General features: G+C 33.4%; 14 protein-coding genes. 13 read left to right on the top strand and 1 reads right to left on the bottom strand.

Going from position 1 to position 15,934, the window contains the following annotated elements; translation table 11 throughout:
* Positions 1-10: 10 nt before the first annotated feature.
* From yycF to AC1RPR_RS01595, 8 genes are all read left to right on the top strand, one after another.
* Positions 11-721: a response regulator YycF gene (yycF, locus tag AC1RPR_RS01560; RefSeq protein WP_409021860.1), complete on the top strand. Its 711-nt coding sequence runs from the start codon at positions 11-13 to the stop codon at positions 719-721.
* A gap of 21 nt (positions 722-742) precedes the next feature.
* Complete coding sequence (gene walK / locus AC1RPR_RS01565) at positions 743-2,596, top strand: cell wall metabolism sensor histidine kinase WalK (RefSeq protein ID WP_481761148.1); 1,854 nt, start codon at positions 743-745, stop codon at positions 2,594-2,596.
* Entirely contained in the window at positions 2,583-3,902 is a 1,320-nt protein-coding gene (locus AC1RPR_RS01570; protein ID WP_481761093.1) for a YycH family regulatory protein, read from the top strand. Before walK ends, AC1RPR_RS01570 begins: the two co-directional genes overlap by 14 nt.
* Before the next feature lie 13 nt (positions 3,903-3,915).
* Positions 3,916-4,737, top strand: a complete 822-nt coding sequence (locus tag AC1RPR_RS01575) for a two-component system regulatory protein YycI (protein ID WP_481761094.1) — start codon at positions 3,916-3,918, stop codon at positions 4,735-4,737.
* Positions 4,738-4,771: 34 nt separating this feature from the next.
* The gene (locus AC1RPR_RS01580; protein ID WP_481761095.1) at positions 4,772-5,581 is read left to right on the top strand and encodes an MBL fold metallo-hydrolase; all 810 of its coding nucleotides are present in this window, start codon (positions 4,772-4,774) and stop codon (positions 5,579-5,581) included.
* Positions 5,582-5,692: 111 nt separating this feature from the next.
* Positions 5,693-6,985, top strand: coding sequence for a S1C family serine protease (locus AC1RPR_RS01585; protein WP_481761096.1), 1,293 nt, complete (start codon positions 5,693-5,695; stop codon positions 6,983-6,985).
* A 409-nt stretch (positions 6,986-7,394) separates the two neighbouring features.
* On the top strand, positions 7,395-7,874 hold the full coding sequence (gene rlmH, locus AC1RPR_RS01590) for a 23S rRNA (pseudouridine(1915)-N(3))-methyltransferase RlmH (protein WP_481761097.1): 480 nt from the start codon (positions 7,395-7,397) through the stop codon (positions 7,872-7,874).
* A 136-nt stretch (positions 7,875-8,010) separates the two neighbouring features.
* Complete coding sequence (locus tag AC1RPR_RS01595; RefSeq protein WP_409021866.1) at positions 8,011-9,480, top strand: MFS transporter; 1,470 nt, start codon at positions 8,011-8,013, stop codon at positions 9,478-9,480.
* A 278-nt stretch (positions 9,481-9,758) separates the two neighbouring features.
* Here AC1RPR_RS01595 and AC1RPR_RS01600 read toward each other — a convergent pair whose 3' ends face one another.
* Complete coding sequence (locus tag AC1RPR_RS01600) at positions 9,759-11,096, bottom strand: dihydrolipoyl dehydrogenase family protein (protein WP_481761098.1); 1,338 nt, start codon at positions 11,094-11,096, stop codon at positions 9,759-9,761.
* 283 nt (positions 11,097-11,379) lie between these two features.
* Here AC1RPR_RS01600 and AC1RPR_RS01605 point away from each other — a divergent pair, with 283 nt between their 5' ends.
* From AC1RPR_RS01605 to AC1RPR_RS01625, 5 genes are all read left to right on the top strand, one after another.
* A complete protein-coding gene (locus AC1RPR_RS01605; protein ID WP_409021868.1) occupies positions 11,380-12,708 on the top strand; it encodes a glycosyltransferase family 2 protein in 1,329 nt (442 codons plus the stop codon).
* Positions 12,695-13,222: a hypothetical protein gene (locus AC1RPR_RS01610; protein WP_481761099.1), complete on the top strand. Its 528-nt coding sequence runs from the start codon at positions 12,695-12,697 to the stop codon at positions 13,220-13,222. Before AC1RPR_RS01605 ends, AC1RPR_RS01610 begins: the two co-directional genes overlap by 14 nt.
* Positions 13,212-14,147: a pyridoxamine 5'-phosphate oxidase family protein gene (locus AC1RPR_RS01615; protein WP_481761100.1), complete on the top strand. Its 936-nt coding sequence runs from the start codon at positions 13,212-13,214 to the stop codon at positions 14,145-14,147. Before AC1RPR_RS01610 ends, AC1RPR_RS01615 begins: the two co-directional genes overlap by 11 nt.
* Before the next feature lie 342 nt (positions 14,148-14,489).
* Positions 14,490-15,107 carry an aggregation-promoting factor gene (gene apf, locus AC1RPR_RS01620; RefSeq protein WP_481761101.1) on the top strand — a complete coding sequence of 206 codons (618 nt, stop codon included), beginning with the start codon at positions 14,490-14,492 and terminating at the stop codon, positions 15,105-15,107.
* Positions 15,108-15,242: 135 nt separating this feature from the next.
* Positions 15,243-15,932, top strand: a complete 690-nt coding sequence (locus tag AC1RPR_RS01625; RefSeq protein ID WP_481762165.1) for a YjjG family noncanonical pyrimidine nucleotidase — start codon at positions 15,243-15,245, stop codon at positions 15,930-15,932.
* The last annotated feature ends 2 nt before the right edge of the window (positions 15,933-15,934 follow it).

The following is a 15,934-nucleotide window of genomic DNA, read 5'->3' on the forward strand; positions in this document are numbered from 1 at the left end:
GGATCCACATATGAAAAAAATATTAGTTGTCGACGATGAAAAACCAATTTCTGATATCGTTAAATTTAATTTAACTAAAGAAGGATACGACGTTTATACAGCTTACGATGGTGAAGAAGCCTTAGAAAAAGTTAAAGAAGTTGAACCGGATTTAATTTTATTAGATTTAATGTTACCAAAAGTGGATGGTTTAGAAGTTGCTCGTCAAGTTAGAAAAACTTACGATATGCCAATCATTATGGTTACAGCTAAAGATGGAGAAATCGATAAGGTCTTAGGTCTAGAATTAGGTGCAGATGATTATGTAACAAAACCTTTCTCTAACCGTGAACTAGTGGCCAGAGTTAAAGCTAATTTAAGAAGACAAAAAACAATTGAGAGTGTTCAAACAGAAGAACAACCACAAAATAGTGAAATACAAGTTGGACAATTAACCATTCATCCTGAAGCATATATGGTTTCAAAATATGATGAAAAAATTGAATTAACACATCGTGAATTTGAATTATTACATTATTTAGCACAACATCTAGGACAAGTTATGACTAGAGAACATTTACTACAGACGGTATGGGGTTATGATTACTTCGGTGATGTCAGAACGGTTGATGTTACAATGCGTCGTTTAAGAGAAAAAGTTGAAGATAATCCAAGCCATCCAGAGTGGTTGGTAACACGTCGTGGTGTTGGATACTATATGAAAAATCCAGATTTAGAATAGAGTAGGGGAATAACGATGAAAATGAATCAAAAAATTCGTTTTTTTAAATCTATTCAATTTAAAATAGCCCTCATTTTTGCGTTATTAATTTTAATAACGTTGGAAATTGTCGGGGCTTATTTTGTTAGGCAATTAGAACAGCAAAACTTAGATACCTTTAAGCAACAAGTCCAGTTACCTATATATGTTACTAATTCGATTACGAAGGATTTAGCAAAAACAGATACAGCTGCTGGTGATAGAGATATCAAAAAAATATTGGAAGATGTTAGTAATTCAAGTATCACAGAAATTCGAGTGATTGATAGTAAGGGCACAATTCGCGGGAGTAGTGATTTTAATAATCAAACTGTTGTGGGACAAAAAACGACAGATGCAACAATTAAGCAAGTGTTATATACACCTAAAACATTTGAAAAGAAGATTTATGATGAATCTAGCGATAAGCGCTACTATGTTTCAATTGTGCCACTAGTTAGTACAGCAGGAAATGTAACAACGACAGTTGGGGTTACATACGTTAAGGCCAATCTGGAAAGCTTATACTCAAATATTAACGATATCACGGTTATTTTCGTGACCGCGTCATTTTTTGCAGCTGTTTTAGTCCTTTTGATAACGATAGTTATTTCCCGGGCAATAACTCGTCCGATTGATGAGATGAAAAAGCAAACGATTCGAATTTCTCGCGGAGATTACTCCGGAAAAGTTCGTGTCTATTCTAATGATGAACTAGGACAATTAGCAGATGCGGTTAATAACTTATCTGTTCGTGTTGAAGAGGCACAAGAATCATCTGAAGCTGAACGTCGTCGTTTAGATAGTGTTCTATCGCACATGACAGATGGTGTAATTGCGACGGATCGTCGCGGAAATATTATCATTATGAATGAAGCGGCCTCTACCTTATTAGATCAAAATGAAAATGACTCAATAGGAGTATCAATTTTGGATATTCTTGATTTACGTAGTCAGTATACTTTACGTGATTTGTTAGAAAATCAAGATGAAATTATGATTGATTTATCTGATGTAGAACATGAACAAATTTTGAATGCTTATTTTTCATTAATACAAAGAGAATCTGGCTTTATTAGTGGTCTTGTCTGTGTACTTCATGATGTCACAGAACAACAAAAGATAGAACGTGAACGTGAAAGCTTTGTTTCTAATGTTTCTCATGAATTAAGAACGCCTTTGACGAGTATGAAGAGTTATATTGAGGCATTAAACGATGGTGCATGGAAAGATCCAGAAGTTGCACCAGGTTTCTTGAAAGTTACACAGAATGAAACAGAACGTATGATGCGTATGATTAATGACTTACTAAATTTGTCACGAATGGATTCAGGAACATCTAAGTTAGAACTTGAATTAGTTAACTTGAATGAACTGTATAGTTATGTTCTGGATAGATTCGATATGATGATTAATGCTGACGATGGGTCAGGCAAAAAGTATTCGATTAAACGTGATTTTACTAAACGTGATTTATGGGTTGAATTAGATACTGATAAAATTGTGCAAGTCATTGATAATATTATGAATAATGCCATTAAATATTCACCTGATGGTGGAGAAATAACTTGTCGTTTATTGGAGACACATAAGCACGTTATTTTGAGTATCTCTGATGAGGGCCTTGGTGTACCTAAAAAAGATTTAGCGCATATTTTTGATCGCTTTTTCCGTGTGGATAAAGCTAGATCGAGAGCTCAAGGTGGAACTGGATTAGGCCTAGCTATCTCAAAAGAGGTTGTCGAAATGCATAAAGGTAAAATTTGGTTAGATAGCTCGGAAGGCAAGGGTTCAACATTCTATATTTCATTGCCTTATGAATCATATGAGGAGGACCTGTGGGATGAAATTGAATAGATTTATTTTACCAACACTATTATTTTTATTAATTATGACAAGTATCGGTTTATCATGGGTCATTTGGACAAATCCGACATGGAATGGTAAAAGTGAATCGACGAAAGCTACAAATTCAACGCAGACAGAGTTAACAAAGAGTACTAAATTGAGCGAAGTATATGCACCAACGTCTGTTATTTATAATGATAATCAGCAACAAAATGTTTTATATAGTGAAAAAATTAATATCATTTCAAATATTCAAAAAAAGATACGTACTTGGAAAGAAACGTCTATATCAGAAGTTCCGATTAAAAATAAAAATGATTATTTAACGTTTTTAAATGCAAAAAATCAATTGGTTCTTAGTTACTCAGATGAAATTACGGTTGGGTTATTTAATCAAGTATTTAATCAGCAAAATCAAAATTATAAAACACGACTTATTAACCGTGTTCTTATTCCGCGTGATAATAAGAAAAGTATTTATCTGTTGAGTGACAAGGATAAAAAAATTTATGAGATTTCGTTAAATGATGCCTATAATAAAGGTAAAACAATTGATGATGTTGTACAAAATGAAACGTTATCGAAATTATCAGTTACATTTAAACTGCATAATAATGATATTTTTATGTATTATAATCAAGATTTTAATATAGCTCGTTTTAGGTATTTAGTGGATAAGCAAACGGCTAGTAAGTATGTTGCTAATCTATTAGGACAAAAAGATGGTTCATCGGTCAACGTTAAAGAAAGTAAAAAGACAATAACTTACTATGATGGTTCTGATCGACAATTAACGGTTCAAAATACGACAAATTTGGTTTCATATGAAGATGATGAAAATTCAGATGCGAAACAAAAAACGAGTCGTGGTAATGCTTTAACTGAAAGTTATACGAGTATTAAAAATACAGGTATCGGATTAGATAATATTCACTTCTACCAATTTAATGGTAAGTCTATGACAACAACATTCAGAAGTTATATTGAAGGATTTCCGATTTTTAATCAAACCAAACACGGTGTGATTGAAGTTGAGCGACTAGATAATGGTGGAAATAAAATTGATTTTTCATTATTGACGTTACAAATTGCTGTTCCATCTGGAAAAGCAGATGTTACGTTACCAAGTACAGAAGAAGTGTTAAGTAGCTTGGTTACGGCAGGGTATAAAGATGCGGATATTTCAGATATTCAATTAGGTTATCGTTGGGTATCAAGTTCTGATTCAGATTTGGTAGTCAACCTAGAACCCACTTGGTATATCCGATATCAAGATAAATGGAAAAGTTATACTGAATTACTACAAACAGATTAGGGAGGTGAATTAATTGGATTTTAGACGAATTCAAATTATTTTTATTATTGTTTTTCTTGGTTTAAATATCTTTTTATTCACCTCATTACGACAAAATCAACAAATTGAAATTTCGAGTCGATCATCACCTGGGACAACAAAAACCGGTACAACGCTTAAAGAGATGCGAGAAGATGACATTAAATACGGCAGTATCTCAAATAAAAAAGAGACTGGTGTATATATGTCTAATAAAGCATCTGATGTATTAAAGAATGATGCTAAACAGCTGCAATCCCAAGTTACAACATATAAAGACAATAAATTATCTAGTATTTTTGGGACACCAATTAATATCACAGATAGTGAAAGTCCAAATAAAACAATTGATAAGACAATTATGAGTGATAATACTTTAATTCTACATGGAGATAATTATCGCTATAACAGTAGTCTTTCAACAGAGACAAGTGTCGTGTATTCGCAGGTTGTTTACGATAAAATGGTTTACTCAAATGTTGGACTAATTAAATTTACAATTCAAAATAATAAAATTAGTGGCTATTCACAAACGTATATGGCAAATACAGAAAAATTACGTGAAAATGAGTCAATTATTAGTCAACAACAAGCAATACTGATATTGTATCAATATAATCAATTTGCAAGTAAAAGTAAGGTTAAATGGTCTAAGTTAGGATATGCTGAGTTGCTCAGTTTGGATAAAAAATATAGCGTCTATATTCCAGTTTGGATAGTAGCTGTTAAGAATCCAAGTAATGGTGTGACACAATACAAGCAAGTTAATTCATTTTCAGGAGCGATTATGAAGGATAGCACTGATATTTTAAATTAAATGAAGATTAAAAGGATAGAGGCGCAGGCAAGTAATGGATGAAGGAACAGACGATATGAAGATTAGTGTTCTTGCAAGCGGTAGTGCGGGAAATGTCACGTATATTGAAACGCCTAAGCACAAGGTCCTTGTAGATGCTGGTTTAAGTGGTAAAAAAATTGCGAGCCTAATGACAGATATTGGTCGAGATATTAACGATGTCGACACGTTATTTGTAACACATGAACATACGGATCATGCAAAGGCTGCTGGTATTTTAGCCCGTAAGTATGACATGAACGTTTATGCAAATGAATTAACATGGGAAGCCATGGCTCATACGATTGGTAAAATTCCCGTTGAGAAGAAGCAAATTTTTGAGATGGGGAAAGTAATTACATTCGACGACTTAGATGTTGAGAGTTTTGGTGTCTCTCATGATGCAGCGGCACCGCAATTCTACCAATTTCATCATAACAATAAGTCATTTGTTATTTTAACGGATACAGGTTATGTCTCAGAGAACGTTCAAGGGACAATTTCCGATGCAGATGCTTACTTGTTTGAGTGTAACCATGATATTGAAATGTTACGGATGGGCGGCTATCCATGGTCATTAAAACAGCGCATTTTAGGTGATAAAGGTCATTTATCAAATGAGGATGGTGCTGATGCACTTATGAATGTTATGGGTAATCGGACAAAACGAATTTTTTTAGGCCATCTTAGTAAGGATAATAATATGAAAGAATTAGCCCATCTAACGGTTGAATCAACGATGAAAGAACATGATTTAGCAGTTGGTGGTGATTTTAACATTTTCGATACAGATCCGGAAAATGCTACAAAGCTGGTTGTTTTATAAGAACAATTTTTTCAAAATTTATTCATAAATAGTTCACAATTAACCGTTATTCTTAAAAGAGTAAAAGATTACGTTTAAGGGGGCAGCGACAAATGTGTCGCGTATATAAAAATGTCAAATGAAAATAGAACAGGCTTAGGTAAAACAGTTGTTACAGCGCTTATTGCAGGATTAGTTGGTGGCGGAATTGCATTTGGTGGATATACATTTTACCAAAATAATGATAGTGATAATGGCGCAGTTACAACATCCTCAAATAAATCAGGTACAACTAAAGTAACAAATGTAAGTGTTAAATCAAGTAATGAATCATCAAAAGCATTTGCTAAAGTTAAAAATGCGGTTGTTTCAGTTATTTCATATACAAAGTCAAGTGGTTCAAGTAACAGCTTAACGGATATGTTTGGTGCAGCAGGCGATTCCTCTGCGACAACAGAAACAGCATCAAGTGAAGGTTCTGGTGTCATTTATAAAAAATCAGATGGTAGTGCTTATGTCGTAACTAATAATCATGTTATCTCTGGTGCAAGTAAAGTTGAAGTTTTATTGAGTAATGGTAAAAAATTAAGTGCCAAAATTGTTGGTAAAGATTCAATTACTGATTTAGCTGTTTTAAAAATATCAGCTAAAGATGTGACTCAAATCGCCACATTTGGTGATTCTGATAGTATCACTGTTGGTGAAACAGCATTGGCTATCGGTTCTCCACTTGGATCTGATTATGCGACATCATTAACGCAAGGAATCATATCAGCTAAGAAACGTACGATTGATGTTACCAATGATTCGGGTGTTAAAACGGGCCAAGCAACAGTTATTCAAACTGACGCTGCCATTAATCCTGGAAACTCAGGTGGGGCTTTAATTAATACTTCTGGCCAAGTTATCGGTATTAATTCGATGAAACTAGCAAGTACAGCAACAGGCTCTACTAGTTCTAGTTCATCATCAACTTCTGTCGAAGGAATGGGATTTGCTATTCCAAGTAATGAGGTTGTATCAATCATTAATCAATTAGTTGATAATGGAAAAGTTAAACGTCCTGCAATTGGTATTTCATTAATCGATTTAGATTACGTCTCAGCAAGTGATCAAAAGAGTGTCTTAAAATTACCAAAAAGTGTTTCTTCAGGGATTGTTGCTGTTAAAATAAATAGTGATTCACCTGCTAAAAATGCTGGTATAGGTAAATATGATGTTATCGTTAAGCTAGGTGATAAGAAAGTTACTGATATCTCAAGCTTACGAGAAGTTTTATATGAACATAAAATTGGTGATACAGTGGCTGTTGAATTCTATCATGATGGTAAGTTGAAACAGGCTAATATCAAATTAACCTTAGAAGCAACAGATGCAAATACAGGAACAAGCTCAACAAGTAAATCAGCATCATCAGCTCAATAAACAAATATGAAATAATCGTAAATAACTTAATTTACGATTATTTTTTTATTTTAAATAGATATTGTGTATAACTAAGTGGATAGATATTAAGGTGGGTGTGAGTAACAGAGGGAAAGGGCAGTATGAAGGGACTTTCTAAACAAAATAGTTATGCACAATTAATTGAATGGCCTGTGACTAACTTTTATTTATTTGATATTTTAAAATAAAAAAAGACTGTTATACCAATGTGTAAAGCGTATAATTAAGGAATGATAAATAACGCAAAATCTGTGCATAACTAATATGGTGTTGACAAATGGGCAACAAATAAATGTAGTGACGAACACATATTCCCCGCAATATGTTGTGGTCCAAATTGTGGATATGTGCGTAACTTTGTGTATAACTTGTGAAAAAGGTGGAAATTATGAACATTAAGATTATTGGTGTAGGTAAATTAAAAGAAAAATATCTCAAACAAGGAATTGAAGAGTATGCAAAACGGTTAAGTAAGTTTTGTAAATTTGAAATTATTGAAGTAAATGATGAAAAGGCACCGGAAAAATTAAGTTCAGCAGAAATGATTGATGTTAAAGGTAAAGAGGGCGAACGTATCCTTAGTAAGATTAAAGAAAAAGAGTATGTTTATGCTTTAGCCATTTTAGGTAAGGAACGTACGTCGGAAGATTTTGCTAAAGAGATTGCTGATCTTGGAACTTATGGGCATTCAGACATAACCTTCGTTATTGGGGGGTCATTAGGACTAAGCGAGGACGTTTTAAGACGCGCCGACACACAAATCTCGTTTGGTAAATTTACCTTACCGCATCAATTAATGCGGATGATTTTGACTGAACAAGTTTACCGTGGATTTATGATTAATGCAGGGAGCCCCTATCATAAATAAGGACCTTTCAATACTTTAAGTAACGTAATTTTAGGATATCAGTAGATTTTCATATTTTCCCTTGACCTAGAGCTTGCTTAAAGGTGGATGATAAAAATAAGTAATTTTAAATTTAGTCGTATAAGAGGGAGAATTTATGAATAAAAAGAATTTAATCATCGTGACTATTGCATTGCTGTTATCTAACGCAATGGCAGGTCTTGATGGAACGATTATTAATACTGCATTACCATCAATCGTCAGTGATTTGCATGGTATCCAATATATGGGATGGATTGTTGCAGTTTTCTTGTTGGGGATGGCAGTTGCCACACCTCTTTGGAGTAAATTAGGCGAACGAATTGGTAACCGTGGTGCATATCAGTTAGCAACTTTTTTATTTGCAATCGGTGCGGTTTTTCAAGCAACATCAAGTAATATTGTCTTTTTCTTAGTTGCTAGAGTAGTTATGGGTATTGGTGCAGGTGGGATGAATACAATTCCGTTTATTATTTATGCTGATATTTATAAAAATATTAAGAAACGCTCACAAGTTATTGGTTATGCAACAGCTAGTTACAGTATTGCATCAATTATTGGACCTTTAGTTGGTGGCTGGATCGTTGATACGTTTAGTTGGCATTGGGTCTTCTATATCAATGTACCAATAGCATTAATATCAATTATTTCAATCCAATTTTTCTTCAAAGAAGAAGTTAAAAAACGTCAAAAGGGGAATATCGATTACTTGGGTGCTGGAATGATGATTGTCAGCTTAGTGACCTTATTAACAGGTATTCAAATGATTGGTGTTGGGTCAATTAATTTAGTCGTTGGGTTAATTATTGCTGGAATTATCTTACTCGGTATTTTGTATAGAGTTGAGGATAGGGCCGTTGATCCGATTATTCCCAATCGATTATTTAAAAATAAGAAACTGATTGTTGATTTTATCATATTTGCCTTTTTATGGGGAGCATTTATCTCATTTAACATCTATATTCCAATGTGGGCACAAGGAATACTTGGAATGAGTGCATTGATTGGTGGGGCAACACAAATTCCTGGTGCAATGACTAATTTATTTGGTTCGTTGTCCGGTCCATCAATGATTCCTCGATTGGGGAAATACCGGATTATTACAATCGGAACCATTAGCTTTATTATTTCGTTTGCTGGGATGTTAGTTGTAGGTGTGACAGTCCCATTCTGGTATTTATTACTAATGGGTGCTTTTGAAGGGTTCGGTTTAGGAATGTGTTTTAATGTCCTACAACTGAGTGTTCAAGAGGATGCGGAGGGTCGAGATGTCCCAATCGCAACTTCATTTGCCTACTTATTACGTATTTTAAGCCAAACATTTATGTCATCAATTTATGGGGTTATCCTTAACAGTGCGTTGTTAAAAGGAGTTAATCAGTCTCATGGTAAAATTACGATGGAGATGTTAAACAAGCTAAGTGATTCGAAGCGTGTTTCAAGTCTTCCTGAAAAATTATTACCAGCAATGCGACAGATTATGTATGAAGGGTTGCATAATATTATGGTAATCGCGACAATATTATTGATTATCGTTTTACTATTTAATTTATGGATTCAGGCTCAATCTAGAAAACAACTAAGTTAAAAAATAGAATCTCTGAGAGAATGTACTATGTACTAAGTCGTATCGAGTTGACTGATGAAATTATATAAAATTTAATGGGGTATATTGATTTATCTGCTTGTAAAGTTATTAATAGATTCCCAGTGTAAATTCCTTGATTAATGTCAATTTATCAAATGCACTGTACTTAACTCTAGGCAAAAAAATCCCGCCATGATTGTCGAATGAAATTATATATTTCATCTGATAATCATGGCGGGATTTTTACAAAAAGGCAGATACCTTTTTAATCGTATTTTTTATAGATAATAGGTTAGGTCACTTGCTGGAGTCGGATAAGCTAAGATAAGTTTAGTAACATCTGTTTTTGATGTTTTGTTAGCAATTAATGGTGTTAGATAATTGATAAGTTCTTCCGCAATTGTGGTGTATGCGACAGCACCAACAAGTAAGTTGGATGATTTATCAAAGATAGTTGTCACAGATGCTTCAGATTCTTTAATTCGATTAAAGGAATACCAGTTAGTTGTCTCTTGTACTCTAATGTCATAATGTTCAGGTTCATTTTTAGCTTGTTCAATCGTAATGCCAACTTGAGATAGTTGTGGGCTGGCATAGACAGTCATTGGAATTGGTGGGTAAGCAATTGGACTATTCGATTTTTTAAGTAGTTGGTCTGCAACGTAATGACCTTCAAATGTTGAAACAGGTGTTAACTTAGGTTGTTTGCGTGAAACAATATCTCCAATGGCATAAATTCGATCATTTTTCGTTTTTAAGTGAGAATCCACAATAATACCATGTGAATCTGATTCAGCACCTGTAGCAGGTAGGTTTAATGTATTAACGTTAGGTTGACGGCCCATAGCTGAAATTGCCAAATCAACAGTTAAAGATAATCCCTTATCGTCTAACATCTGGAAGCCTAAAGGACCTTCTGTTATTTCTGTAATATTAGTGTCAAAGTGAAAATGGACACCATTAGTTTTCAAATTCTCAATGAGACGGGTTGTATATTCAATTGGAAATCCACGTAATATTTGACTATTATGTTGAATAATATGAACTTCTGAGCCAGCAATAGCAGCTATATTAGCAAGCTCAATTGAAACATAGCCAGCGCCAATAAAAGCTATTTTATCTGGTAATTCTTCAAGTGATAAAAAATCGGTACTTGTTTTTAGTAAATGACTGCCTGGAATATCAGGGACTACAGGTGACTGACCGGTCGCAATTACAAAATTATCGGCAGTGTAAGTTTCAGTATTAACGTTAATTTCTGACTTTGAAATAAACTTAGCAGATCCGTGAACAGTTTTAATATTTGCTGCAGATAAACCTGCTAGGGTATTGGCTGGAACTTTATCCGTATAAGCTGATTTAAAAGCCATTAATTTAGGCCAATCAATGATAGAACTGCCAGTTAGTCCGAAGCCTTGCATTGCTTCTTGGCGTTGTTTAGTTTCAACAGCAGAATAAAGCATTTTTTTTGGGTCACAACCTCGATTAGGACAAGTACCACCCCAAAGATCATTTTCAATAATGAGAACAGATTGCTTTTTACTTAAATCAAAAGCAGTAGAAAGACCACCAGGTCCAGCACCAATAATAATTGTATCGTAGTGTGATTGTTTCATAATTAATATCCCCCATAATAAATATTTAATAATTATACTGATACTAGCATAAAATTGAAAATTAATTAAAAATAATCGCTTAAAAATGTTTCATGTGAAACATTTTTAAAAAGAAAGCATAGCTTTTAAATTTTTAAAATAGTGACAGACAAAGTAATCCAGTATTAGAATATTTTATTTGATTATTAAAATCACAGAGGTTATAGTTTAAAAAGGGCGTTAAGTCAATGTATGTAAAGGATTTTAGCTATTTATTTAACTACAATTATTTGGGGGTCATTATATGACAGCAACAGTACTAAACGATATTACGAAGGTACTCATTTACACGATTGTATCGTATCCAATCGTTGGAGGCCTAGCCTTTATTGTATCGAGCCTTTATTATAGAATATTTATGGAGAAGAAGGAGCTCCCTAAATATTTAGAGAAGGGAGAACCATTCATTTCTATTTTTGTACCTGCTCATAATGAGGAACAATCAATAGAAGCAACAATTCGACATCTAGAGACTAAGTTAAATTATCCTCTAGATAAATATGAAGTTATTGTAATTAATGATGGTTCCACAGATAAAACCGGTGAGATTTTGGAGACGCTACAAGAGGAGTTCAAATCACGTTTAAGAACGATCACAATTATTAATAATCGTGGAAAAGCAGCTGGATTCAATATTGCATTGGCATTTGCTAAAGGCGAATTTATTTTATCCAATGATGCGGATTCAAAACCAGAAGTTGATGCCTTATGGAAATATATGTCATATTTTGAAAGAAAAGGTGGCAAGAATTTAGGCGCTGTCACTGGGAATATGTTACCAATTAATAAAACAACAATTGTAGCAGAAGCACAACAGAATGAATTAAATTCAATCATTGGCTTAATTAAGAGATCGCAATTATCTTATGGCGGTTTATTTGCTTTCTCAGGTGCAAATACAATGTATCGAAAAGCAGCCGTTTTAGATGTTGGTGGTTGGGAAGCTGAACAGCCAACAGAAGATATCGCAATTGCCTGGGACATGCAGGCATTAGGTTGGGTGGCTTATTTTGCGCCGCATATTCGCTTCTTTATGGATGTACCTGAAAAGCTAGGTGAACTAATTAAACAAAGACATAGATGGTCATCTGGTGGCGTTTATGTACTTCTAACGAAGACGTTACGCGTTCTACGTCATCCGATTAAACAATTTTCAAGTGTACCTATTATTATTGATTATGGATTAAGTGTTATTTGGTCAGTCTTTTATTGGTTAAGTATGATTGCATTTTTAGCAATTCAAATTATCTGTATTGTAAATGGTGATTGGTTACAGTTGAGCAATAACTTAGCGCTCGCCTGCATATTTATTTCAATAGAGGTCATTATTGGTTTGATTCAGTTAATCATGGCGTCATTTTTCAATGATAGTGGTAAATCTTTAAAATACGTTATTTTTGCGCCGTGGTATATCCTCATTTACTGGATGGTAAATACGTATACAATGGTAGCTGAGTTAATTCCGACAGTGCGTAAAATTATTACGGGTGAAGATGGTGGCGTATGGCATTCACCTGAACGTTCGGATAGTATTACAACAGATTTAGGAGGCGACGATGATGACAAAAAATAAGCCTGACTATATTGTGAACGAAGTAGATGAAGACGCATTGACGATTGATTGGTTTTTTGGTCAAAAAAATGTAAGTCTCAAACTAAGACAATTAGTATTAATAACAATTGGCTGGATTGCGTGCTTAGTACCAATCAGTATCACGGTTATCTTGATTTTATTTAAAGATAAGGCAATCCCAATTGATCAAACACTATTTACTGAGCTTTTTGATACGATTATAAATACATTCCTACAATACTATTTGTTTTTTATTGCGTTCTTTTTAATTTTGCATATTTATAATTTAATTCTTTCGAATAATCGTCTAAAAAATGATATAGAAAGTTATGATTCAAAATTATTAAAGAAACACACTGACTTAGCTGAAGAAATGTACTATTTAAAATATGGGCCACGAGATCATAGAGAGGGTCAAAATAAAATTATCATACAAGATTATGCCGATATTGGGACATTTGAATTAAGGCAACAATTTGATTACTTTGGAGATGAGGATGAAGATGATTTCTAAAGAGGATAAAAGATTATTAGATGAGATGGTTGTACGAGAAAGAAATATGAAGAAAAGACGTGACATTTCGGGCTTGATGTTACATAAATTAAGATTATTTAAGCGAAGATTAGTTACGTTTTTAACGGTTTTATCAACCGGAATCCTATTAGGACTTTATATGACATTTGAGCCATTCAAAATGTTGTCAGTTGTCAGTATTATAGAAGTTAATGTACTGGTAGCGGCAATTCTATTTCTATTTACGTCATACTTTTGGCAAATAATGCTCAAACACTGGCCATTAAAACATTTAATTAGTTGGTATAAAACTAAACTAAGAGTAACGTACGCGGGCCCACTGCTTGCTTCAAAAAGATGGTTACAGTTTTATTATAAAGATCGGGATATTTCACCGTATATCCCACAAATATTGTATTACCTACAAAATGAGTCTAAGTTAAAAACAGTTGATGAGGTATTAGCATTTATTGATGAAGGGGCACCTTCAGAAGTGGAAGAACATAATGTGTTAGATAAATTTAGACGATTTATTGGTGAAACAAATCAAATGGTCCTGAGTACTGCTACTGCAGATGGGATGCCATCGAGTCGTCAGATGCGATTTATTGTTTCACCTGATAAATCAAATGTTTGGTATTTTGGTTCAGCTCCGGAAACGCCTAAAATTGCTGAATTGGATTTAGGTAAAGCAGCTATTAATACAATTCCAACGAGTACAGGGATGACTATTGCTAGTAATAGGTTAAGTGTTAAGAGGTCAAAATATAAATTAGAAGATCTAGCAGAGTTGTATCGGGCACAGGTGCCAGGATTTATGGATGGATTACTGGAAGAAGATATAGAAAATGAGATTATTTATGAAATAGTGATCAAAAGTGCTCGATTAGATACTTGGACACAGCACGATCAAGTGAAATTTTAAAGGTATTATTAGCAATATTCATTGCTGATAATACCTTTTTTTAATAAATCAATTAAAAAAATAAACTTTTTACTTGATTTTCAACGTATTTATCTCTATATTTTGACACATAAATTACAGACGAATTATTAATAGATTAACTGTCACTAAGGGAATAAGAAGGTAATGGTGTATTTGATTTATTTTACATTTATTACGGAATATGATATTTATTACATTATTTCAAGATAATGATATTTGACTGAAATGCTTATGTAAAAACTAACTGATAGTATGAACCTCGTAAGATAAATAAGAAAAAAATAAATAAAAACGTTTAACTTAAAAGGAGAACTAAATATAATGAAATTAAATAAAAAGATGACAAAATTTTCAGTAGCAATGGTAGCAACAGTAGCAGCAGGTCTTGGACTTGCAGTTAAAGCAGCAGATGCTGATGTATATACTGTAAAATCAGGTGATACACTAAATAACATCTCAGCAACTTACGCTAACAAAACATCTAATGATGTCAGTGTTAACGCAATTGTTAAAGAAAATAAAATTAGTAACGCTAATTTAATTTATGTTGGTGAACAATTAACAATCAATACTGATACAGCTGCTAAAACAGCAAATACAGCATCAACAACAAATACAACAACTACTAAGGCAGCAACACCAGCTGCAACTCCTGCTAAAGCAGCAACAACAGTTGCACCAAAGAGTACAGTGTCAACAGCAACTGCAAGCACTACTGATTCATCAAGTGCTAAAGCATGGATTGCTAACAAAGAATCTGGTGGTTCATACTCAGCAAGAAATGGCCAATATATTGGTAAATACCAATTAAGTTCATCATATTTAAATGGTGATTACTCAGCTGCAAACCAAGAAAAAGTAGCTAACAATTACGTAACAAGTCGTTATGGTTCATGGAGTGCTGCAAAATCATTCTGGTTATCAAACGGTTGGTACTAAAATTTAAATTATAAAAATAAGAAGCTTTGGATAGGGATATAATTCCTTATTCAAAGCTTTTTTGTTACTTTAAATCTTATGTTAAAATGATAATGTCCAGTAACTAAATTACATGAATGAAAGTTGAGAATTGAATTGAAAAATTACGAATTTTTACTATTTGATATTGATGATACGTTACTTGATTTTGGGTTAACTGAAAAAGCTGCACTAGAAAAGCTTTTTTTAACGCAAAAAATAACATTAGATGATAAAATAAAACAAAATTATTTGAAATTTAATCAGCAGTTATGGCGCCAATATGAGCGTGGTAATTTAAAGCGGGATCAATTATTAGAAAATCGGTTTGCGATATTTTTCAAAAAACAGTTTAATAGAGTAGTTGATGGTAAAGAGTTGGCTAAACAGTATCAAGATAATCTGTCTGCCGGACATGAAAAAATGATGGGCGCAGATGAATTATTGGCATCAATAGATACAGCTAACTATCAATTGTCGATTATTACCAATGGCGTTGCAAACATGCAGTATAAACGATTAGCAGAATCAAAGTTAGATAAGTACTTTCCGCAAATATTTGTTTCGGAAATGACGGGTTATCAAAAACCAACGGTTGGCTTTTTTAACTATGCTTTTGACCATATTGCTGGATTTAATCCCGATAAGGCACTTATTATTGGTGATTCTTTAACATCAGATATTCAAGGTGGGAACAATGTTCACGTTGATACTGTCTGGTACAATCCGAAAAACATTAAAAATAAGACATCAATAAAAGCGACCTACGAAATTGATGATCTGTTAGCCATAAATAATATAATATAAGA

It is taken from the genome of Dellaglioa sp. CoH-57-MRSF-22 (assembly GCF_056781895.1).